This is a genomic window from Runella sp. R5_40, from assembly GCF_057652295.1.
The window spans coordinates 515,558-538,616 of sequence record NZ_JBYFCH010000002.1 but is presented as its reverse complement, the minus strand read 5'-3'; the positions used below and the strand labels follow the sequence as shown (position 1 = coordinate 538,616).

Below are 23,059 nucleotides of genomic sequence, written 5' to 3'. Positions count from 1 at the left end.
TTTACCAACTAACAGCCATGAAAATTTGCTTACAAACCATTGGGTTTTGTCTCGTTACTCTTTTCTGTTTTGCCCAAAAATCGGTATTAGATAAACCCGTTACGGTACGCGTTGCCAACGAACGACTGGAAGAAACGCTCAAACTAATTGGGGACAAAAACGGGTTTAGTTTTTCGTACAATCCCAGCGATTTTGACGTCAATCGCCGCGTATCCTTAAACGCCTCGGGCAAGGCCGTTCGCCAAGTACTCGACGAGATTTTTAAAGGAACAGCTACCTACAAAGAGCGCCGCAACCACGTCATTCTTCAGAAAGTTACCCCCACCAACGAGCCTCCGAAAGAGGTATTTATTAACGGGTATATTTTTGACCAAGAAACGGGTGAACGCATTGCCCAAGCGAGTATTTACGAAAAACGAACGCTGGTTTCTGCCGTGTCTAATTCGATGGGCTATTATCGGTTAAAATTGCCAGCGGCTCTGCCCAACCCTCGCTTGGAAGTGCGGAAAGAGAAATACCTCGGAACGAGTATGCCCATCAATAATCAATTTTCGTTGGACATTGGCTTGATTCACACGAAGATAGATGGGAAAACGGAGCCCATTCGTCCGCAAACGCTCCCCTCGACGACAGTAGCGCGGAAAGATACCTTCAAAGTAAAAGTCCCCGTGGCACCGCTGCCTGTGTTTGTGGCTTCGGCGGATACCAACGATGTCCCCGCCAAAAAACGCGAGTTGAGGATGGACAAAGTCCAAGAAACGTTTGTGGACGCTTTTACCACGGCCAAGCAAGCCGTTCACATCAAAAACGTGGACGATACGCTTTATCGCCCCTTTCAAGTGTCGTTTTTGCCTTTTATTGGAACCAACCACGTGTTGAGCGGGCACGTTATTAATGCACTGTCGTTCAATGTGATAGCGGGTTATTCGCTGGGAGTTAATGCCTTGGAGTTTGGTGGACTGGCCAATTTGGTGCGTTGGGATGTGCACGGAGCACAATTCTCAGGTTTTGTCAACCTCGTTGGGCGCAACGTTTATGGCTTACAAGTGTCGGGTTTTGGCAATGCTGCGTTTAGAAATGTGGAAGGGATGCAGTTTTCGGGTTTTGCCAACCTGACGGGCGGTCACCACAGTGGGATTCAGGTGGCAGGTTTTGCCAACTTAACGGGACGTAGTTTTAGCAATGGCCTCCAAACGGCGGGCTTTGCCAGCGTGACGCTGGGGAGTTTACAGGGGGCTCAAGTCAGTGGTTTTGCCAACGTAGTGCTTGGAAACACGCGCGGGATGCAACTCAGCGGCTTTGGAAACGTCGCACTTCGCCGCTTGAGAGGAGCACAAATCAGTCCGTACTTTAACTATGCAGGTATTCACGAAAAAGGACTCCAATTAGGCTTATTCAACTATGCCGACTCCTCGGGAGCGATTCCGATTGGACTTTTTAGCTACGTTCGCCGCAATGGCTACCGTCGTTTTGAAATCAGCAGCGACGAACTCAACTATGCTAACCTAACTTTCAAAACGGGCGTACGCGGTTTTTACAACATCGTGACGCTAGGAGGTAGCTTTGGCATGGCCGACAAACCCCTCTATACTTTTGGCTACGGCATCGGAAGTTCGGTGTATTTTAGCCGTGGTTGGGCAGGCAACCTGGATTTAACCGCCAACAAAATCATGGAAGCGACGAACCGATTTGATTCCTCAAACGGAATGTTTTATCGGCTGAGTCTGGGATTGGAAAAAAAACTCTCACGACAGCTGGCGTTGTTTGCGGCAGGTACCTGGACGGCACTCACGGCGGAGCCTGGTTACATCAAGGCCGACTTATCGCGTCTGTATCAGCCACTTCCAGCGACCACACTTCGTACGGGACTTGACCTGACCAATTGGCTCGGTTTTCAGGCGGGAATTCGGATTTGTAATCGTTAACAATCATTAACGACGCGCGCCGTTACTTGCCAAAATACGGAGCGTCAAAAGGTCGTTAATCAAGAAATAATCGTTGACAAAACCATCTTCAGTGCCATGAAAAATTTCGCTTTTATTCGTTCAAATGTTGCTTTTATAGTAGGATTGATGTTCCTCGCCGTGACTACCCAAGCGCAAGTGTCTATTGGGGCGCGTGGCGGAGCATCATTGGCCAAAACCACAGGAAACGGTGGTTTCGTTGAAAACTTTACAGGGAATCTTAATTACATCGTGAGCGGAAATGGCGGGGTATTTTTGCAAGTGCCCATCTCAGGCGGTTTGTCGTTCCGTCCCGAAATTGCCTATACCCAAAGCGGCGCAGGCATTTCTTCCAACGATTTATTGGATTTGGTAGGTGTGAATCTTCCTTTAGGTGGGTCGCTCAAGCAGCGCCTTACGTACATTCAAGCGCCGTTGTTGTTGCAGTACGAGTTTGGAGATGCAGGCAATCGGGTAAAACCTTACGTGGTAGCAGGGCCTACGTTTAGCTATCTTGCCGACGGTAAAATCGTAAGCCGCGCCGATTTGATTCTTTTCCGCACGCAGCCCAACCGCACGAGCATCGGTTTGGGTGGTTTCAACCGCTTTGAAGTAGGCGGAGCAGGAGGCGTAGGATTAAGCTTCGATTTGGGAGGTGCCAAACTTTTTGTAGAAGGTCGTTACCAACGTGGTTTTACGCGGGTATATGATACTCCGATAGTACAAGTGCCTGTTCACAATCAAAGCTTTACGGCCTTGGCAGGATTTTCAATTCCGTTGGGAAGATAAAAAATCGGTTTTATTAGGCATAAAAAAAGTGGATAGGTTCAAACCTTATCCACTTTTTTTATGCGCTTATCAGAAGTTATTTTTGATTCAAATTACTCGTCTTACGACTATATAAAAAGTAAATCACTACCCCTAAGGCTCCCCAAACAAAGAAAGCGATGATTGTATCAGAACGTAAGTTATACATCAAATATAGGTTTGTCAAAATACCAAGTGTGGCAATGACTGGTAAAGCAGGAGCTTTGTAAGGGCGTTCGATGTTTGGTTCACGTACGCGCAACAACCAAACCGCCCCACAAATCATTGCAAAGGCCAAAAGAGTACCTGAACTGGTCAATTCTGATACTTTGTCAATGGGAGTAAATGCTGCTACACAAGAGACTACAAATCCTACTAAGATAGTACTTTTCCAAGGGGTTTTAAAAGTAGGGTGTATGGCCGCAAAGAAGCTTTTAGGCAATAAGCCGTCTTTAGCCATACCCAAGAAGATACGGGTTTGAGAATACATCATGACGAGCATTACCGAAGTTAAACCCGCTAAGGCTGCAATAGTAATAATATATACCGCCCATGTAATGCCATTATCAGCAAAAGCTTGTGCTACAGGTGCTTTCAAGTCAAGTTGGTCAAATTTAACCATTCCTGTGAGTACCAACGAAACCAAGATATAAAGAATGGTACAAATAACCAATGAAGCAATAATCGCAAATGGGACGTCTTTAGTGGGGTTTTTAGCCTCACCAGCTGAAGTGGAAACGGCATCAAAACCAATGTAAGCAAAGAAAATAATACTGGCAGCGGTTACTACACCTTGTAAACCATAGTGACCTTGTCCAGCGTCGTCGATTACACGCTCAGGGATGAAGGGAGTCCAATTGGTAGGATCCACGTAAAAAGCCCCTACTACAATTACAAAGATAACGGCAGTGGTTTTGATAGCTACAATGATGTTGTTGGCACCTGAAGCTTCTTTAATACCTTTTACTAAGACGGAAGTTACCACCCAAGCAATCAAAAAAGCAGGTAAGTTACAAGAGAATCCGCCTTCGTAGCCTTTAGAAGCAGCTGTGACGGGATCATTGACAAGCCAAACGGGCAAATGAACATTAAAAAGATGAAGGAATTTTTCTAGATAGCCCGACCAACTTACGGCTACGGTAGTGGCTCCCATCATGTATTCCAGAATTAAGTTCCAGCCAATAAACCACGCAAAAAATTCGCCTACTGTACCATAGGAATACGCATAAGCGGAGCCTTCAACGGGCAAAATAGAGGCAAATTCGGCATAACAAAGAGCCGCAAACGTACAGCCAATGCCAGCAATCACGAAAGAAAGTGCCAAAGCAGGTCCAGCAAACTGGTTAGCGGCAATACCTGTAAGTACAAAGATACCCCCACCAATAACCGCCCCTATGCCAAGTGAGGTAAGTTCCCACCTCCCCAGTACACGTTTTAGTTGGTTGTTTTTAACATCAGCTTCAAAGGCTGATAGGGGCTTTTTACGCCAAATAGAGTTACTCATATAAATTTGGTTTTTAGAAAATTAGGTTTGGTTTGTGATTCAAATACGGTTGAAAAATACGCGGTTATCGGGTTGTTACCAAATAAATGAGACGAAAAGTTATTTGATAACGAAATATTTTGATTTTTAAAACGAATGATAGTGAGCTAGTTATCTCCCCAAACTTGTAGCGAACCCTGATTTTTGTCATAGCTGTTTCGCGACACAGGCACCTATTTTGTGACCCATTTGTTTAGAAAAATTATGCGAAAACAACTCGAAAACCGCGCAGATGTAGAACTGTTAGTGAATAGTTTCTACCAAAAAATACGGGAAGATGCCGAGCTTGGCCCTATCTTCGATGAGGTTGCACAGGTGTCGTGGGAATTGCATTTACCCAAAATGTATGATTTTTGGGAAGGGATTCTCTTCGGAACACTCAATTACAACGGCCGACCTATGCCGCCACACTTCCGCCTGACGACCAAATACACCCTCACGCCTGAGCACTTTGACCGATGGCTGGCGATTTTTTTTCAAAATGTCGATGAGCTTTTTGAAGGAGAAAAAGCCGACGATGTCAAGTACCGTGCTTACAGCATTGCCACCATTATGAACACCCGCGTACAGCAGGTCAATGAGCAAGTTCGCGTCGAAAACCCGTGAAGCAACTTACCCCCAAGTCGTAAGGTTGAGTGTGAATAGTGTCCGATATACTAAATAGTTTATTCGTTTTTGGTAAATTATTTTTGGTGTTTTTTGTAATGATGAACTATTTTATTGTATTATATTAACAATATGTTAATGTAAGTGACTGTATATCATTGACTTGATTTGGATTTATTTTATATCTTTGCCCCTGCGAACTAAATAACCAAATAACGCTATGGCAATTGCAAAACAAGTATTGAAAAGCAAACCTGTTTGTAAAGTAACGTTCTCTCTTTCAGCTGACGAAGTCGCTGGTGCAAAAGATGTTGCTCTATTGGGAGAGTTTAATGGTTGGGCTACCGAGGCCGCTACAAAATTGAAGAAACAAAAAGATGGTTCATATAAGGCTATTGTAGAGTTGGAAACTGGAAAAGAATATGCTTTCCGTTATTTGCTCGATGGCACTACATGGACCAACGATGAAACTGCCGACAAGTACGTTCCAACGGGCGTATCTTACGACGAGAACTCAGTAGTGGTTCTTTAATCGGTACTACAATTTTGAACAAACCCCTCCAAGCGTCACGTTTGGAGGGGTTTGTTGTTTATGGAGTTGAAAGAATGGCCATCGTTAGGCGACTGATGCAGACGAGCTTGCCGTCTTCGGTCGTGATGCGGATTTCCCACACGTGGGTGGTACGGCCGATGTGAATTGGGGTGGCTTTGCCATACACCCAGCCGCTTTTGACGCCGCGTATGTGGTTGGCATTGATGTCGAGCCCAACGGCATACTGATGGGCTGATTCGGGTAAGATAAGGTACGAGGCAATGCTGCCAACGGTTTCGGCCAATACCACCGACGCCCCGCCGTGAAGAATCCCAAAGGGCTGATGCGTGCGGTGGTCAACGGGCATTCGAGCAATGACGTAATCGTCGCCTACTTCTACGTATTCGATGCCCAAATGACCTGCAATTGTATTATTATCTAACTGTTTGATGCGTTCGAGCGCATTAAGTTTGTTGAACATAGCTAAAAGGGGTATTTTTGTCGTGTCGTCAAAACTAGGCGATTTCATTCGATTTTAAACGGATTTTACGTAGATTTTACATGTCTTCTAAAGTTATTTACCTCATCCGCCACGGTGAAACCGACTACAACCGACGAGGAGTTGTGCAGGGAAGCGGAATAGATGCTGAACTCAACGAACTCGGCCACGCCCAAGCCCACGCGTTTTACCAAACTTATCAAGACGTCACGTTTGATAAAATTTATACCTCTAACCTCATCCGCACCAAGCAAAGCGTCAAAGGTTTTTTGGAAAAAGGACTGCCCCACGAAGCCTACGAAGGACTCAACGAGATTAGTTGGGGAGTGAGAGAAGGGCGTACGCCTAATAGCATGGACAACGATTACTACCGTTGGCTGATTGAGAGTTGGCAAAAAGGTGAAGTAGAGCTGCAAGCCGAAGGGGGCGAAAGCCCCGTGGACGTGCAAAGTCGCCAATTGCCCGTGATTGATTTGATTCTATCTCGCCCCGAAGAAAAAACGGTGCTTGTCGCTATGCACGGTCGCGCCATGCGGGTGTTGTTGGCGACCATTTTTAAGCGCCCTTTGCACGAAATGGACGAATATTTGCATACCAACTTGGGCTTGTATCTCCTGCATTACGATTACGCTACGGGCTCATTTTCGATTCAAAAACACAACGATATAGCTCATTTAGAGCAAGTTCCTCCGCATTTATTAGCCTAACCAAGCGATGACCAGAAACCAACTGATTGAACAGATAAAGCGAAAAAAGTCTTTTTTGTGTGTAGGACTCGACCCCGACCTCAAAAAGCTACCCAAGCATTTGTTGAAAGAACCAGATGCGATTTTTGAGTTTAACAAACGCCTTATCGACGCGACCGCACCGTATGCCGTGGCGTATAAACCCAACATTGCGTTTTACGAAGCCCTTGGCCCGCGCGGATGGAACAGTTTGCAGCGTACGTTGGCCTACATTCCCAAAGACTGCTTCACGATTGCCGATGCCAAACGCGGCGATATCGGAAACACGTCTTCGCTGTACGCCCAAGCTTTTTTTGATAAAAACTCATCGGGAATGTCCTTTGACAGTATCACGGTTGCGCCTTACATGGGCCGTGACTCGGTCATGCCTTTCTTGGAGTTTAAAGACAAATGGGTGATTTTGCTGGCCTTAACCTCCAACGAAGGAAGCGCCGATTTTCAAACCCACTTGCTCAACCCCCAATTGTCGCGCAACGATGACGATGAGTTGGGGTTGGCCAATAGTCAAATTGTCGTAGAAAATCAGAACGAGTACGTGTTTGAGCGTGTACTGCGCGTGTCGCAAGAGTGGGGAGGGGCCGATCGCCTCATGTACGTAGTTGGTGCCACTAAAGCCCCGATGCTCAAGCAAGTGCGAAAAATTGCGCCTGACCACTTTTTGTTGATTCCTGGCGTAGGTGCGCAAGGGGGAAGCATGGAAGAAGTGTGCAAGTATGGCATGAACAAAGACTGCGGATTGCTCGTCAATGCCGCACGAAGCATTATTTATGCCTCATCGGGGACGGATTTTGAGCAAAAAGCCGCCGAAGAAGCCCAGCGAATGCAGCAAGAAATGGAAGCGCAACTGAAGGCGTTTGGGATTATTTAACCTATGATACAGTTACTCGCCAAAGTAGGCATCAACGGTTTTTTCTTTTGCCTGCTGGCAATGATTGGACTGGCCTACGTTTTTCCTAGTTTGGGGCTTGAACAAAGCCCCTTGCATTTACCACAAATCGCCGAATACGGAGTATCGGTGATTTTCTTTTTTTACGGCCTAAAACTAAGCCCCGAAAAGCTAAAAAAAGGGCTGAGTAACTGGAAACTGCACTTGCTGATACAGCTGACGACGTTCGTTTTTTTTCCGTTGGTCATTATCGGATTAGGCAAGGTGTTGCCGATTGATACCACGTCACTGCTTTGGACGGGGGTGTTTTACTTGGCGGCATTGCCATCGACGGTTTCTTCGTCGGTGGTGATGGTAGCGATTGCGGGTGGAAACCTTCCTGCGGCGATTTTTAACGCCAGTATTTCGAGCATCATTGGTATTTTTATTACCCCTCTCTGGATGAGCAGGGTTTTGGAGCAACAAGACGCTAATTTCGACGTAACACACGTGATTTTGCGGTTGTGTTTGGAAGTATTATTGCCCGTGGTTGTGGGTTATTTGCTCCACAAAAAACTAGGAAAATGGACCGAACGCTACAACAGTGCCCTTCGTCTTTTTGACCAAAGCATCATTTTGCTGATTGTCTATACATCGTTTTGTGAATCGTTTGCGGGCAATATGTTTAGCAATCAGTCCGCGTCGGAGCTTTTTCAGTTGGGAGTGGGGATGTTGACGTTTTTCTTATTCATGTTTGGCGTGATGAACCTCATCAGTTATGCCCTCAACTTCAACCGACCCGACCGAATCACGGTCTTGTTTTGTGGCTCTAAAAAATCGCTTGTACAAGGTGCTGTGATGGGAAAAGTTCTTTTTCCAACGCCCGAGTTGTTGGGAGTGGCTTTGCTACCTTTGATGATATACCACGCTTTGCAACTCATGGTTGGGAGTATGATAGCGCAGCGGATGGGGGAAGGGAAATAACTGTAGTGCCTAAATGACAGATGATTATGGCAGCCACTACAGGTTGAACTCATTAAAAGAAAAAGCCAGTCATTGAAATTAGCTTCGGAGAAGCATAACCTTTGTAGATCTACAAAGGTTATGCTTCTCCGAAGCTAATAATAAAATTTTTCTACCCTACTTCCTAGAAAACGAATACGGAAAACTGCTCACTTCTGTGCCACGGCTTTGATTAGGTGTGGGCGACATCGTAAAGTTCAAACTTCCGCCTTGTTGTAAGGCATGGTGCTCCACGAAGTTCTGCGTATGGGGTTTGCCATTAAAGACCAACTGCTTCACATAAACGTTTTTGTCGCTGTTTTCGGGGGCGTTAATGGTGAGTTTTTTGCCGTTTTCAAACGTCATCGTGGTGCGTTTGAAAAGTGGACTTCCCACTACGTATTGCGTGGTGCCTGGGCATACAGGATAAAAACCTAACGCACTGAACACGTACCAAGCCGAAGTTTGGCCGTTGTCTTCGTCGCCACAGTAGCCGTCGGGGGTAGGTTGGTAAAGTTTATCCATGATTTGGCGAATCCAATACTGCGATTTCCACGGTTGGCCTGCGTAGTTGTACAAATACGGCATGTGCTGAATCGGTTGGTTGCCGTGGGCGTACTGACCCATGTTCATGATTTGCATTTCGCGGATTTCGTGAATCACAAACCCATAGTACGACTCGTCGAAAACGGGCGGCAAGATAAATACGCTGTCTAGTTTTTGGGCAAAAGCTTCGCGTCCACCCATCAAAGAAGCCAAGCCGTCCACATCGTGGAAAACCGACCACGTATAATGCCAGCTGTTTCCTTCGGTAAAAGCATCGCCCCATTTGAACGGATTGAACGGTTTTTGGAAATCACCTGCTTTGTTTTTGCCGCGCATCAATTTGGTTTGCGGGTCAAACAAATTGCGGAAGTTCTGATTGCGTTTGGTAAAAAGGGCGATTTCGCTTTCGGGGCGCTTGAGCGATTTGGCCAATTGTAAAATACAAAAATCGGCGTAGGCGTATTCGAGCGTACGGGCGGCATTTTCGTTGATTTTAACGTCGTAAGGCACGTATCCAAGTTCGTTGTAATACTCGTGACCAAAGCGTCCGACGGAACTTACCGCACCTGCGTGGTCGGTGTTTTTAAGAACGGCTTCGTAGAGGGTATTGATGTCGTATCCGCGAATCCCTTTGATGTACGAATCGGCAATCAACGAGGCTGAGTTAGAACCAATCATACAGTCGCGGTGGCCTGGGCTGGCCCATTCGGGTAAGAAGCCACTTTCTTTGTAGGCATTGACCAAACCTTCCATGATTTGGGCGTTGAGCGTGGGGTACATCAGGGTGAAAAACGGAATGGCCGAACGGAAAGTATCCCAAAATCCATTGTCGGTAAACATGTAGCCAGGCAACACTTGGCCGTTGTAAGGGCTGTAGTGGACGACCTGATTTTGGGCGTTTAGCTCATAAAATTTACGCGGGAAAAGCAAGGCGCGGTAAAGGCACGAGTAAAAGGTGCGGATTTGCGCGTCGGTGCCGCCTTCTACGGCCAAGCGGCCGAGTTCTTGGTTCCAGATTTTCTGTCCTTTTTGCAGGGTGGCGTCGAAGGTATCGTTGCCCAATTCGCGCGTGAGGTTGAGCGCGGCTTGTTCGGCACTAATAAACGACGACGAAACTTTGATCGTCACTACTTCGCCTTTTTTGGTTTTAAACCCAATGACTCCACCTGCGTGGTCGGCTTTCATTTCGAGGGTGTTTTTTGACAACGTTTTGTCGGACCAAGTGGCTGAGTAAGTAAACGGTTTGTCAAAACGCAATTCAAAGTAATTCTTAAAATTGGGAGGAACACCGCCGCTGTTTTGGGTGCTGTACCCAATGATTTTTTGTTGTTCAGGAATAATCTTGATGTACGAACCCTTGGCAAAGGCATCAATAACAACAAAAGCGCTGTCGGTTTTGGGGAACGTCAACCGAAACTGCGACGCGCGTTCTGTAGGCGTGATTTCTACCTGCGTGTCGTGGTCGGCCAGATAGACGCTGTAATAATGAGGTTTTACCACTTCCGCTTTGTGCGAAAACCAGCTTTGGCGGGCTTCTTCGGTAAATTTGAGTTTTCCCGTCACGGGCATGATAGAAAACATTCCGTAGTCGTTGATCCACGGGCTGGGTTGGTGGGTTTGCTTAAAACCCCGAATTTTATTGGCGGTGTACATGTACATCCAGCCGTCGCCGTTTTTGCCCGTTTGGGGGCACCAAAAATTCATTCCCCACGGCAATGCAACAGCAGGATAGGTATTTCCAGTAGAAAGCTCGTGGCGGGAGTCGGTACCCATAAGTGGGTTAACCCATTGAGTGTAGTCGATTTGGGCGTACGAAAATGTAGCCCCCAATAGGAGAAGGAGGGTGGTACGGAAAAATGTTTGCATGAATAACGAGTAAATTTGATGCGATTTTACGATAAAATTACCGAATCACGCTCAAACTCCCCGTGAATTTGTGTTCTACCTCTCGAAGATAAATCTGGTAATAGTACATTCCGACGGGTACCAATTCGCCGTTCCAGCGGCCATCCCATGGGCTGTTGTAACCTTTGCTGCTAAAAACCACATTTCCCCAACGGTTGAGCACTTCGATGGTGCAGTTGGGGTAATCGGCAATTCCCCCAATTTCCCACGTATCGTTGCTGCCGTCATCGTTGGGCGTAAAGCCGTTTGGAATGTTCAAATCAATGACGAGAACGGTGATTTTTTTCTCCGAAACACAGCCTTCGGGGGTACTTACGGTGAGGGTGTAGGTGGTGGTTCGGTCGGGGCTGGCGTAGGGACGTGCCACAGTGGGATTGCTCAAACCGATGCTCGGAAACCACGAAACGGTCGAATTGAGCGGGGGAAGCATGCGTAGTTCGATGCTGTCGCCTTTCACCATAATCCATCGGTCAGTACCATCGACGCGGGGCGGGGGCGATAACCTGGCCAGCCGAGTGGCTTTGCCCGAACACCCTTCGGGATTGGTATAAGTGTAGGTGATGGGGTACGAACCTGCCGCTAAGTTTTGGGATACAAAGCGATTGCCTGTTACTCCATTGCCGCTAAACACGCCCCCTGCGGGCGTTCCTCTGAGGGTGATTGCTTGGAGAGCAGTGGTACAAAGCGGAGCAATAGAGTCTAACGCAACTTTGGGGGAAGGTTTGACGACAATCTCTAACACCAGCGAACGCGTGGCACAGCGCGTAGCCGTATCGACCACCGCTACGCTGTATTTTCCTGATTTTTGCGGGTATAATTCGTTGGTAATGACCGAAAAAATAGGAACCCTGTCTTGGTACCAAACGTACTCGTAGGTTTTGACGTTGGGCGTGGTGAGTTTGACCGAATCGTTGGCACAAAAAATGGGAGGCCCCGAAATAGAAATGGGAGCAGGTGGCCCCGCTATCAATTTGACAATAACGCTGTCTTTGGCTTGGCATTGGGAAACGCCGTCGGTGGCGGTTACTTGGTACGTACCTGCTTGCTTGACATAATACAAGGTGGAGGCATTACTTCCGACGGCTTGCCCGTTGTATTTCCAAGCCACGGTAGAGCTTGCTGCCGTTTCGATGCTCAAATTGGTGCTATCGCTATCACAAAAGGGCAGCGGGCGGCTTGAGGTAATCTTGACCGAAGGTGTACTTTTGAGGCTTACGGTGGTGGTGTTGATCGCAACCTCTTCGGCGCTGCAACTTTGGGCAAAACGTTTGAGAAGTGTATAAACGCCTGCTTGTTTCACAGCCAAAGATGCCGATGTATTCCCTTCTATTGTTTTTCCGTCGCGCTGCCATTCGTAAGCCCATTGTGGATCTTCGTCGTCTGGTTTTAGCACTGCGCTGTCGATTCCACACATGGTTAATGCCGATACGTGGCCGTTGGACTGAATCGAAGGAACAACGCCCGAAGTTGCTGATTTTACGTTGATAAAAACAGCCGAAGGAGGCGTGGAAATGCAGTCAACGACTTGGAAAACAAACTCTCGTCGTACTTCGCCGATTTTTGTTCCGTTGCGGTATTCTTCACAACGAACGGCAAAGGCAAACGAACCTAGTTGCGAAGCGTTAACGGTGATTTTACCCGTTTTAGGGTCAATTTTTAAGGGTATTTTGCCCGAAATCGCTTTGGTACTGTCAAAACCAGTGGCCCAGGTAGCGCGTTTGTACGGGCCTGACTGCGCTTTGGTAGGGAAAGTCCCGCCGCCATCGGTAGAACCAATAAATGGCGTGACGATGCTGTACGTAAGTTCGTCTTTGTCGGTATCGGTGGCACTAAAATCGGCTTCTACGTCTTTCCCTGCGCAGGTGTATTTTATTTCGGGTGCTTTAAAAACGGGGGAGCTGTTGACGGTGGCAAGCGGAGGTAGTTCGGCGTAAAATACAAGTCCAACGCGGCTGGGCGTTTGGATATTGAGCAGACTACCGTTGCGGCAGCATTCTTCCCATGCCAGATAAAAACCTCCTGCGGCATTGTAAGCCGCTGCCGAAAAACGAGCGTTGACTGTGTAGCGAATCAAGGTGTTTTTAGCATCTGACGGACTGCCAACGCAACGAACATTGGTGTAGGGGAGTTCTTGTTTTTCAACGCGAGAGAGCGTTAAATCTTCGATTCGACTGTTGTCGCTTTTACGAAAAACCGACACAAAGGCGTTGTCTTCGGTGCTGCGGAGGTTTGCATCGTAAATGAGTGTGAGTGTGATGGTGAAATCGTTAGAAGAAGTGCTACGGCGGGCCACGGAAATGTCGCCACCAATGATGTGATTGGCCCAACTGCTTACACTACACACCACCAAAACCACCGCTGTTAACCAACTTCTCATCACTGTAGGAATTTATTTTGCCCAAAATTCGTCGAAGACGCAATTTCGCACCTGCTTAAAACACTAGCTTCACGTCTTCTTTATAGTTTTGCAAGGTACCGTTGAGGCTGGATTTTGATAATTATAAACTACTGGGTAACATTAATAGGAAAGGAAGTGCTTTTGTGTAATCTAATTGCTCATAAAATATACCCAGTTGATTCAAATTGTTGTAATAGCTGTTTACATTTCTGTAGTAATTTAATTCACTTTGCATAAACCACGCTTTTTTGCCTAATTTTTGCGCAATAAACCATTTTTCGAGTAATCTTCCAGCCCTGCCGTTTCCATCTTCAAATGGATGAATATTTACAAAAGCAAGATGAATAAAAGACGCAAAATAAAATACTTCTGGTGTTGATAGTTTTGCTTTCTTGAGTTTTTCAATATCGTTCCAAAGTTTATCAACTAACGTTTCGACTTCATTCCACAAGGCCGCCTCGTATTGAATGCGAAAGGTTTTGTGTTCCATAACCACCATATTATGCTTACGGCATACACCTCTTTGGCGGGCTTCTAAAAGATGAGCTGCAAGGAGTTTGTGGGCTTCTAAAAAGTTTTTTTGAGTGAGTCGTTTTTTTTGAGCAAATAAATAAGCGTTGTATAAGTCGTTGGGTTTCTCTACTAAATCTTGTAAATACGCTATATTCAGCATTTTATGTTTAATATAACTATCAATTTCCATTGGCTCGCCCTCAATTTTGCTTGAAGCCATCGCAGAGACAGAAGTATGAAAGCTAAACGTATCGGTTGAAATGTCTGCATCTTTCAGGGCATCAAAACGTTGTGCTAAATCTTTGGGCACTAGCGTTAGGTAATCCTCCAATAATTCTATTTTGATTACTTCCAGATTCATCGCCTTGTGCGGTGGCTATCAATACCGACAATTGGGTCTTTTAAAGTGATTTTTAGTATTAGAAAGCAATCGTATCACCGACCTTCACACCGTATTTGTCGCAGTAACCGCCGTTTACTTCCACTACGTATTGGGCTTCACCGTAGGAAGGCAAACTTTCTTCTGAATAAGGCTTTGCATTTTTCTGAATAGAAACGATTTTTTTGCCAGAGTCAACGTAAATAATATCCAGCGAAATCATCGTGTTTTTCATCCAAAACGATTGAGGAGTAGCATATTCAAACACAAAAAGCATTCCTACCGAATCTGAAAGATACGGACGAAACATCAGCCCTTTGGCGCGTTCTGCATCGTTTTCAGCAATTTCAACGTCGATTTTGCGGAACACTTGACCTCCACGCAAAAAAGCAACTTCGCCCTCCTTTGTAATGCCGCTGCTCGTAGCGGCGGGAGCCGTGGCAGGGGCTGAGCTTTCGGGGATCGCCGATGGCGCAGGGGCGTCGGCGACTGGTGCAGCCTCGTCATGGTCTGCTACTAGCAGAGGTCTTGCGATGTACAAAACCCCTGCCAGTACAAAAATGGCTAACAAAATATAACTGAAGTAAGCGCTTCTCTTTTGCATGAATGTGTTTGGATTATGACCTACTCTTCGTACGCCCAGTCGATGCGGTGTTTCATGTCGCGGATGACCAAGCTTTGCGTTTTGAAATACGAACGAATTTGGTCCACTTTCTCGTATTGTTGGGCGGCTTTGTATTCGCGGTATAGGTCGAGCATCCCGTTTAAGACCGCATCGTTTTCGCTGCGTTCTTCTACCAAACCCAGAATTTCTTCCGTAAAAGTGATAAAGTTGTTTTTGAGCGCTGCAAATCCGTCTTCTCCCAAAGCCGCAGGAACAAGCTGATTCAAATAAAGCATGTTGATGTATTTCAACATGTTAAATAGCTGCGCGATAGCCACGGCCGTGTTTAAGTCGTCGTTCATCGCATCGTAAAACCCTTGAACTGATTTCTGGATGTCAGCGACTTTTTTCTCGTCCACCTGAACGCATGGCGTCGATACTTTCAAGCCTACTTTATCGCTGCTAGTGGTTACTTCGGCAGGGATATACGCCATTTCTTTGATGGCTTTTAAGCCGTTCATCAGACGCTTGTAGGCTTTGTGTGAGCCTTTTAAAGCGTCGTTGGAGAAGTCAAGCGTACTTCTGTATTGCGACTGTAGCATGAAGAAACGGCTCGTCATTGGGCTGTACGCTTGGTCGAGCAGCGGGTGGTCGCCCGCAAACAGCTCACGTGGTAAAAACGAGTTTCCGAGCGACTTTGACATCTTCTGCCCGTTGACGGTGAGCATGTTGGAGTGCATCCAATAGCGCACGGGGTCGGTGCCGTTGATGCCCGTTCCTTGGGCAATTTCGCATTCGTGGTGAGGGAATTTAAGGTCCATTCCACCACCGTGAATGTCAAATTGTTTTCCTAAGTATTTGGTACTCATGCAAGTACATTCGAGGTGCCAGCCTGGGAATCCTTTGCCCCAAGGCGATTCCCACTGCATGATGTGCTCGGGAGCGGCTTTTTTCCAAATGGCAAAGTCGAGCGGATTGCGCTTTTCGCTGGTTCCTTCGAGCTCGCGGGTTTCGGTCAATAGTTCGTCCAATACCCTGCCCGAAAGCTTTCCGTAGCTGTGGCCTTGGCCGTTGTATTTATTGATGTCAAAATAGACCGAACCGTTTGATTCGTATGCCAACCCTTTCGAGATTAAGTCTTTGACGGCCTCAATCTGCTCAATCAAGTGGCCTGTAGCGGTAGGCTCGATGCTCGGTGGACGGAAATTGAGTTGGTCTAACACTTGGTGAAAATCGTTGGTATAGCGCTGAACGATTTCCATGGGTTCCAATTGTTCCAGTTTTGCCATGCGACCGATTTTGTCTTCACCTTCGTCGCCGTCGCCCACAAGGTGACCCACATCGGTAATGTTGCGAACATAGCGTACTTTATAACCGATGTGCGAAAGGTAACGAAACAGCGTGTCGAACGTCAAAAAAGTACGTACGTTCCCAAGGTGTACGTAGTTATAAACCGTCGGTCCACACACGTACATTCCTACGTACGGAGCGGTGATGGGTTCAAAAAGTTCTTTCTGTCGAGTGAGGGAGTTATAAATTTTGAGTGGTTGGTTCATGAGATATATAAGTTACTACTATTCAGGTTTTAGACTAAAATTCAAAACAGGTTAGCAGCAACATCGGAAGTAGGCGATAGTAAATTTTGTGATAGGCATAGTTAAAAATAGAATAAATGAATGCAAAACTAACAATTTGTTGTGGCATCGTGTACAAAATCCGTGCTGGAAGTTCAGTATTTGCGGATGGAACTGTAACTTTACCGGATGAAAAAACCTTTTATCGTTGGTATCACGGGCGGGAGTGCATCGGGAAAAACGTATTTTTTGAATAGTTTGATGGGCGCATTTTCAGATGATGAAATTTGCCTCATTTCACAAGACCACTATTACCGTCCTCGGCACGAAGTCCCAGTGGATGAAAATGGGGTTCATAATTTTGATTTGCCTATTGCCATCAACCACCGTTCGTATGCCGAACATATCATTCAACTTCGAGAAGGTAAACCAGTTGAAAAACTAGAATATACCTTTAATAATCCTAATATTATTCCACAAATGCTAACTTTTCGGCCTACCCCCATTATCGTGGTCGAAGGTATATTTGTGTTTTATTTCAAAGAAATTTCTGAGTTGCTCGACCTGAAAATATACATTGACGCCAAAGAGCACATTAAACTCAAGCGACGTATCATTCGTGATCAAGTGGAACGTGGATACGATTTGACCGACGTGCTTTACCGCTGGGAAAACCACGTTTTTCCTACTTACGAACAGTTCATCAAGCCTTCCAAAGCAGATGCCGACCTGATTATTCCTAATAATCGTCATTTTCACCGTGGCTTGGAAGTCGTAAAATCGTTCTTAAAAACAAAAATATCCTAATTAGTAGCTTACCATTCCCAAATGGTAGGATTTTTGTGACGGCGCAAATGTTTGCCAATTTCCATCCAAAAAGCCATGGCTAAGTAAATGATGATGGGAGAGCCAAACGTCAGGAACGAGGCGTAAATGAAGTAGAGGCGAATGCTGCTGACCGAAATGTTGAGAACTTCGCCCAACCTCGAACAAACGCCAAAGATTTGGTTTTCAATAAAATATCGGAAACGGTACATAGCGTTTTAGAAGAGTTTAGAAGCGAAATTACAGAACGAAAATGTGAATGTCAAGCCTTTTAATAACAAGTTAGATAACTTGACATGTAACATTTATTTTATAATTTTGTTTCAAGGTTGCATCAAAACTTCATTGTGAATGCAATGCAAAGGTAGTCAAGGCATTTTTCTGATAGTGAGCTTGTTACTTTTTATCTCACTGATTAGCGCTTGTCGGGCCTTTGTAATGTTCTTATAAATGAGGTGATTGGCAATCAATCCCTTAAATTATTTTCTCATTTTTCTTAATTTTAGTAGTACAATGCAAACAGGAACAGTAAAGTTTTTTAATGAAGCAAAAGGGTATGGTTTCATTATACTTGACGAACCGGGCGACAAACAACAAGAAATTTTTGTACACGTGACTGCTTTAGGTGGCCTTGTCATTCGTGAGAAAGACCGCGTTGAGTTTGAGGCTGTGGAAGGCAAAAAAGGCGTGAATGCAGCGAAGGTAAGGAAAATATAATCTTTACGTTGGCAAAACGGGATGGGGAACGCCTTAAAGCGTTCCCTATTTTTTTGTCCAGATGCCTTTGGCACGATTTATGATATTTTTATTAACTGAAAATTTTTAGGGTTTACAGTTATTTATGAAAGTATCATTACCAATCGGCTTGTTTTTCTTGACAACACTCCTAGCTCAGCTCAGTTGGGCAAGCGGTGTGCAAGATTGCGATGGATTGTCGGCCCCCACGATAAGTAGTGAAAAGCAAGTAACGTGCGCTGGACAGCCGATTATTTTGAAAGCAGCAGGGTGTAGTGGAACCGTGGTTTGGTCGAATGGCAAAACAGGTAGCCCACTGACGGTATATCCATCAAAAACAACCACCTACACCGCCTATTGTCAAAAAGATAGCTGCAAAAGTGCTTCATCAAATGCCCTCCCAATTACCGTTACGATTCCAGCAACGCCTGTTGTAAAAGCCAATAAAACGAGCGTCTGCTTGGGCGATACTGTTACCCTGACGGCCACGGGCTGCGCAGGAAACTTCATTTGGTCGAATGGTATGTTGGGGGCGAGCATTCAAGTGCAACCCATCAACACCACAAAATATACGGCCACCTGCCGCACCGAAGGCTGCGTAAGTTGCTTTGCCGACGACGTCATCGTGTCCGTGGTAGGAGGCGAACCATTGCTGATTTCTGCCACGAAAGCGGCCATATGCAAAGGCGAAAGCAGTACACTGACAGCCCGAGGGAATTGCAGCGGGCAAATAAAATGGTCAACGGGAGAAGTAGGGAAAAGCATAATGGTCAAACCCGAAACGTCCACCAATTATTCGGTGTTTTGTGCATCGTCAGTTTGTAAAGCGGTAGAAAGTACCCTACGACTCGAAGTAGCACCGCCCGTAACACCCGTTTTAAAAGCATCAAAAACCGTCATCTGCCAAGGAGAAGAAGTAGTGCTAACCGCCGAAAGCTGCAACGGTGCAGTGCTTTGGAATACGAATGACCAAGGCCGAACCCTTACCGTAAAGCCAACGCAACAAACCCAATATACGGCCATTTGTGTGCGTGGCGAATGCCAGAGTAGCGTGTCTCAGCCAGTGGTTATTTCAGTACAAAGCCAAGCCCCTGCTATGCCTGTTGTGGCTGCCCAACTCAAAAATAATTGTCCATTTGTGACGGTAGATTTGTCGAGCGCGCTTCAACAAAAAGCCGCTGAAGGGATTTATTACGAAGCTCGAATGGGTAACTCACCTACGTCAGCGTTGGTAGCAGATGTGGGTGCTATTTCCGAAAATCGCACTTACTATTTATTCGCCCGAAATGCCAATGGTTGCTACAGTGCGCCAGCGGCGGTGGCGGTCAATATTACTCCTTGCGACAAGCCATTGGCGGTGTGTATCAACAACCCTGCGACAGCGCTCATTACCATAACGGAGCGGACAACCATTGGCAACCACTATCTTGAAGGCAAAATCGGAGGCTCCGCTAGCTCAGGGACGTGGAGTAGCAATGGCACAGGAACGTTTAATACGACCAATGGACTGTCAGTGATTTATGCCCCTTCGCCCGAAGACCGTCAGGCGGGAAAAGTGACAATTCGGTTTAGCAGCGACGACCCCGATGGCGCAGGCCCTTGTCAGGCAGGTTCGTCGTTGGTTGAGCTCAAAATAGATGCAAATACCGACAGACCGAAAGAAATGATTGGGGTCAACAAAGTGGTGAAAAGTTGGAAACGACTCAGTACCAATTTGTTCGAAATCGAATACAGCATTCAGGTAGTAAACATGGGTGCCAACGACCTCGTGGAAGTACGGATGGTCGATAGCCTCGACAAAGTGTTTAACAACGGTGCTGTGATTGTTGGGAAACCGTCGGTGGTGGTGATGGATCCTGTCACAAACACCGAAGTAAAATGGGGGCTTGATACTACCTTTACGGGTAGAAATGGCAACTATGAACTGCTGATTCCTGAAGAGTGTAACCTAACGGCAGGGCAGGCACGGGCGGTCAATTTCAAAATAACCATAGATTTTACCAACGCCCAAGACTCGGTTTTCTACAATACGGCTTTTGTAACAGCATTGGACATGAACGGCCATCTCTGCGCCGATAAATCTGCCAATGGCAACTGGCCCGACATTAACCAAAACGAAGACCCTACCGACGATGCAGAGCCAACGCCCATCGCTTTGAACACCCTCCGTGGTGACGATAAAGACGTGTTTATTCCCGAAGGTTTTTCGCCTAACTCAGACGGCATCAACGATTTTTTTGTGATTAAAAAGCCAACCGCACTCAAGGCTTCGGTGGAGATTTACAACCGCTGGGGAGGGATTGTGTACCAGGCCGATGACTATAAAAACGACTGGAACGGAGGCCTGCAAGGGGCACTCACGACAGGAACTTATTTCTATGTTATTAAACTGAGTGATGGACGCGAGTTTTCAAGATTTTTGACAATAAGTCGTTAAGCATCATTCGTTAAAAAATTATTAGGAGAACCCTACTGGGTAAAAATGCAATCACCCATGAATAAACTCAAGCATCTTTGTTTAGCTGCATTGGTTTCAGTTTCAGCAATGGCACAAACGCCCGTTCGTGAGACGTTGCTCCAACAAGCCAATCGTCAGTTTGATACACAAGCTTACGCCAAGGCAATTGCATTGTATCAAGACGTTATCGACGATGGGTTGCTTCCCGCTAACCAACGTCAGATGACTTTTCTCAACATGGGGTATGCGTATCTCCAATTGGGAGATAGCGAAAGAGCGGCTAGTTTTTACCAGCAAGCATTGGCCGAAAAAGGGCTTTCGGGAGGGCTTACTACGCACTATTTACACTACGCAAAAGTGTTGGCCAATCTCGGACAAATGCAGGAGTCGCAACGGTATTTTGAGCGCTACCAAGCTGAAAAACAGCAAGAAGGCCGACAGATGCAAAGTGCTCAAACCTATACCAAAAAACGAATTACGTACCGTTTAGATTACTTGGGGATCAATACCTCCGACGCCGAATTTAGTCCTATGTACTATAAAGACGGCTTGGTGTATTTGTCGGGCAAGACGTCGGTGTCTTCGGAGTCAACGCAAAAAGGATACCTCGATTTGTTTTATATTCCGAATCGCGACGAAATTAAGGCAACGACTACCCTTCATTCGGATGGAACAGAAACAAGTGGCAAAGAAGCCAATAGGCCCACAGCCTCAGCCTCCAAAAGCAGCCGTTTGGGTAGTGATGCCTACACGCGTCCTACTTCCAACGATTCACGTACGTTAGGCAGCTATAATTCCTACGGACTTAACAGCGAAGCCGCTACGTCCACGGGTGAGGTGGCCAAACCTGGCAAGCCAGTTTCGTTTAGCAAAGAATTGAATACCCGCTTTCACGAAGGCCCTGCAACTTTTAGTGCCGATGGTTCACGCATCATCTTTACCCGCAACAACTTCAATGAAGGTCAAAAAGGGATGAGTGAAGACAACAACATCAAATTAAAGTTATACACGGCGCAGTGGGGCAATGGCGACTGGACGAACGTGCAGGAGCTTGGGTTTAACAGTGACGAATATTCTACCGCCCACCCCGCGTTGAGCAAAGACGGCAATTTGTTGTATTTCGTTTCAGATATGCCAAAAGGAATGGGAGGGAAAGATATTTACGTGTCGCGTTGGGAAAATGAACAGTGGTCGAAGCCGATCAATATGGGCAAAGAGCTCAATACCCGCCAAGATGAAGTATTTCCGTTTGTGGATGAAGTAGGGAACCTCTATTTTTCTACCTCGGGAAGAAAAGGCGGATTGGGCGGCCTTGACTTATACTATGCCGTATTGAGCAAAGACGGAACCAAGGTGATTGAGGTCATTCACCTAGACGCTCCTATCAACTCTAAAGCCGATGATTTTGGCATTGTAACCGACGGGGCGCGTACCACGGGGTATTTTAGTAGCAACCGCCGCGAGGGCGACGATGATATTTACCGCTTCACGCGTGAAAGCTCGTTGTACGAATGTCGGGAGCTGTTATTGCGCGTGTTTGATGCCGAAACCATGCAACGCCTCGACAGTGCAACGATTGCCATTCGTTCTAAAATAGGAGGAGAGTCAACCGAGAAAACACTTCAAACTGATGCCGATGGCTGGGCGCATCTTTGTTTGGCGTCTGATAACGATTTCATTTTTACGGTGTCAAAAGAGGGTTTTGTTGATAATACCGTCGGTTTTTCTACCCACCACCTGACCGACGACAAACCCACACGGTTAGAACTTAGTTTGGCGCATCCTGTGGTGCTTCAAACAATGGTGAGCCAAAACGAAAATCCTCAAAAAAAAAAAACATCCCTGACTGATTCGCTTCAAAACCTCAAACATTCGCGCGTTAGGGGAATCGTACGGACCGAAACCGACCGTCAACCGATTGAAGGAGTATTGGTAAGGTTACGAAACGAGTGTGATAAAAAAATATACGAAACGATTACGGGGCCTGATGGTAAGTATGATTTTGAGATTTTGGAAGGTTGTGACTATACCTTGATTTACTCCAAAGACACTTACGGGACAAACACCCTCAAAATCGCCAGAGTACCGAAGAAAACCGCACCAAAAGTATTGTCAAACGATGTGGGGTTGCTAAAAAAAGGGGATATTGTGCAATTAGACAACATCTACCACGACCAAGGCAAGCGCACCATTAGCCCCGACGCCGCCCGTGAACTAGACAAGCTAGTGGCTACGATGAAGCGTTATCCGTCGTTGCAAGCGGAGATTCTTTCGCATACCGATAGCCGTGGTGAAGCCAATCGCAACAAAACAGTATCCCAAAATAGAGCACAAGAAATTGTTAACTATATGGTAGCAAAAGGCGTGGCTCGTAAGCGACTAAAAGCAACAGGGATGGGCGAAAGTATGCCAGTAAACGGGTGCGTTGATGGAGTGATTTGTACAGAAGCCGAATACAGACGCAACCGCAGAACCGAATTTAAAGTCGTAGAAATTAGATAAACAACGCTTTTTTTGAGCAAACGCCATAAATCGTCTATTTTTGGTGCGTCGGTAGGTGTATTGCCTTTCCGTATAAC

General features: G+C 46.2%; 19 protein-coding genes. 11 read left to right on the top strand and 8 right to left on the bottom strand.

Annotation, left to right across the window (positions count from 1 at the left end):
* Positions 1–17 precede the first annotated feature (17 nt).
* Both AC23N5_RS07035 and AC23N5_RS07030 read left to right on the top strand, forming a co-directional pair.
* Positions 18–1,925: an STN and carboxypeptidase regulatory-like domain-containing protein gene (locus tag AC23N5_RS07035; RefSeq protein ID WP_487754995.1), complete on the top strand. Its 1,908-nt coding sequence runs from the start codon at positions 18–20 to the stop codon at positions 1,923–1,925.
* Between the two features lie 96 nt (positions 1,926–2,021).
* The gene (locus AC23N5_RS07030; RefSeq protein ID WP_183974440.1) at positions 2,022–2,732 is read left to right on the top strand and encodes a porin family protein; all 711 of its coding nucleotides are present in this window, start codon (positions 2,022–2,024) and stop codon (positions 2,730–2,732) included.
* A 76-nt stretch (positions 2,733–2,808) separates the two neighbouring features.
* Here AC23N5_RS07030 and AC23N5_RS07025 read toward each other — a convergent pair whose 3' ends face one another.
* Entirely contained in the window at positions 2,809–4,254 is a 1,446-nt protein-coding gene (locus AC23N5_RS07025) for an APC family permease (protein ID WP_487754994.1), read from the bottom strand.
* A gap of 243 nt (positions 4,255–4,497) precedes the next feature.
* On the opposite strand from AC23N5_RS07025, the gene AC23N5_RS07020 reads away from it, so the two are divergent.
* Both AC23N5_RS07020 and AC23N5_RS07015 read left to right on the top strand, forming a co-directional pair.
* Positions 4,498–4,899 (top strand): group III truncated hemoglobin, encoded by a 402-nt coding sequence (locus tag AC23N5_RS07020; protein ID WP_183974436.1) that lies wholly within the window; start codon positions 4,498–4,500, stop codon positions 4,897–4,899.
* A gap of 220 nt (positions 4,900–5,119) precedes the next feature.
* Positions 5,120–5,431 carry an isoamylase early set domain-containing protein gene (locus AC23N5_RS07015; RefSeq protein WP_487754993.1) on the top strand — a complete coding sequence of 104 codons (312 nt, stop codon included), beginning with the start codon at positions 5,120–5,122 and terminating at the stop codon, positions 5,429–5,431.
* 58 nt (positions 5,432–5,489) lie between these two features.
* Here AC23N5_RS07015 and AC23N5_RS07010 read toward each other — a convergent pair whose 3' ends face one another.
* Positions 5,490–5,912 carry a hotdog fold thioesterase gene (locus AC23N5_RS07010; protein WP_221225626.1) on the bottom strand — a complete coding sequence of 141 codons (423 nt, stop codon included), beginning with the start codon at positions 5,910–5,912 and terminating at the stop codon, positions 5,490–5,492.
* Between the two features lie 80 nt (positions 5,913–5,992).
* Here AC23N5_RS07010 and AC23N5_RS07005 point away from each other — a divergent pair, with 80 nt between their 5' ends.
* The 3 genes from AC23N5_RS07005 to AC23N5_RS06995 are packed head-to-tail and all read left to right on the top strand — an operon-like array spanning position 5,993 to position 8,525.
* The gene (locus AC23N5_RS07005; RefSeq protein ID WP_183974434.1) at positions 5,993–6,637 is read left to right on the top strand and encodes a histidine phosphatase family protein; all 645 of its coding nucleotides are present in this window, start codon (positions 5,993–5,995) and stop codon (positions 6,635–6,637) included.
* A 7-nt stretch (positions 6,638–6,644) separates the two neighbouring features.
* Positions 6,645–7,544 carry an orotidine-5'-phosphate decarboxylase gene (gene pyrF / locus AC23N5_RS07000; RefSeq protein WP_183974432.1) on the top strand — a complete coding sequence of 300 codons (900 nt, stop codon included), beginning with the start codon at positions 6,645–6,647 and terminating at the stop codon, positions 7,542–7,544.
* A 3-nt stretch (positions 7,545–7,547) separates the two neighbouring features.
* Positions 7,548–8,525 carry a bile acid:sodium symporter family protein gene (locus AC23N5_RS06995; RefSeq protein WP_487754992.1) on the top strand — a complete coding sequence of 326 codons (978 nt, stop codon included), beginning with the start codon at positions 7,548–7,550 and terminating at the stop codon, positions 8,523–8,525.
* Positions 8,526–8,681: 156 nt separating this feature from the next.
* Here AC23N5_RS06995 and AC23N5_RS06990 read toward each other — a convergent pair whose 3' ends face one another.
* The 5 genes from AC23N5_RS06990 to cysS form a co-directional block, all read right to left on the bottom strand.
* Positions 8,682–10,955 (bottom strand): GH92 family glycosyl hydrolase, encoded by a 2,274-nt coding sequence (locus AC23N5_RS06990; protein WP_487754991.1) that lies wholly within the window; start codon positions 10,953–10,955, stop codon positions 8,682–8,684.
* Between the two features lie 37 nt (positions 10,956–10,992).
* Positions 10,993–13,371, bottom strand: coding sequence for a T9SS type B sorting domain-containing protein (locus AC23N5_RS06985; protein WP_487754990.1), 2,379 nt, complete (start codon positions 13,369–13,371; stop codon positions 10,993–10,995).
* 121 nt (positions 13,372–13,492) lie between these two features.
* Positions 13,493–14,266, bottom strand: coding sequence for a Fic family protein (locus tag AC23N5_RS06980; RefSeq protein ID WP_487754989.1), 774 nt, complete (start codon positions 14,264–14,266; stop codon positions 13,493–13,495).
* A 58-nt stretch (positions 14,267–14,324) separates the two neighbouring features.
* A complete protein-coding gene (locus tag AC23N5_RS06975; RefSeq protein ID WP_487754988.1) occupies positions 14,325–14,888 on the bottom strand; it encodes a DUF192 domain-containing protein in 564 nt (187 codons plus the stop codon).
* A 20-nt stretch (positions 14,889–14,908) separates the two neighbouring features.
* Positions 14,909–16,444, bottom strand: coding sequence for a cysteine--tRNA ligase (gene cysS, locus AC23N5_RS06970; RefSeq protein ID WP_487754987.1), 1,536 nt, complete (start codon positions 16,442–16,444; stop codon positions 14,909–14,911).
* A gap of 207 nt (positions 16,445–16,651) precedes the next feature.
* On the opposite strand from cysS, the gene udk reads away from it, so the two are divergent.
* A complete protein-coding gene (udk, locus tag AC23N5_RS06965; RefSeq protein WP_122933400.1) occupies positions 16,652–17,269 on the top strand; it encodes a uridine kinase in 618 nt (205 codons plus the stop codon).
* An 8-nt stretch (positions 17,270–17,277) separates the two neighbouring features.
* On the opposite strand, the gene AC23N5_RS06960 is transcribed toward udk, so the two are convergent.
* Positions 17,278–17,499 (bottom strand): PspC domain-containing protein, encoded by a 222-nt coding sequence (locus AC23N5_RS06960; protein WP_028525989.1) that lies wholly within the window; start codon positions 17,497–17,499, stop codon positions 17,278–17,280.
* Positions 17,500–17,800: 301 nt separating this feature from the next.
* On the opposite strand from AC23N5_RS06960, the gene AC23N5_RS06955 reads away from it, so the two are divergent.
* From AC23N5_RS06955 to AC23N5_RS06945, 3 genes are all read left to right on the top strand, one after another.
* The gene (locus tag AC23N5_RS06955; RefSeq protein WP_122933399.1) at positions 17,801–18,004 is read left to right on the top strand and encodes a cold-shock protein; all 204 of its coding nucleotides are present in this window, start codon (positions 17,801–17,803) and stop codon (positions 18,002–18,004) included.
* 124 nt (positions 18,005–18,128) lie between these two features.
* On the top strand, positions 18,129–20,459 hold the full coding sequence (locus AC23N5_RS06950; RefSeq protein WP_487754986.1) for a T9SS type B sorting domain-containing protein: 2,331 nt from the start codon (positions 18,129–18,131) through the stop codon (positions 20,457–20,459).
* A gap of 57 nt (positions 20,460–20,516) precedes the next feature.
* Positions 20,517–22,982 carry an OmpA family protein gene (locus AC23N5_RS06945; protein WP_487754985.1) on the top strand — a complete coding sequence of 822 codons (2,466 nt, stop codon included), beginning with the start codon at positions 20,517–20,519 and terminating at the stop codon, positions 22,980–22,982.
* Positions 22,983–23,059 lie beyond the last annotated feature (77 nt).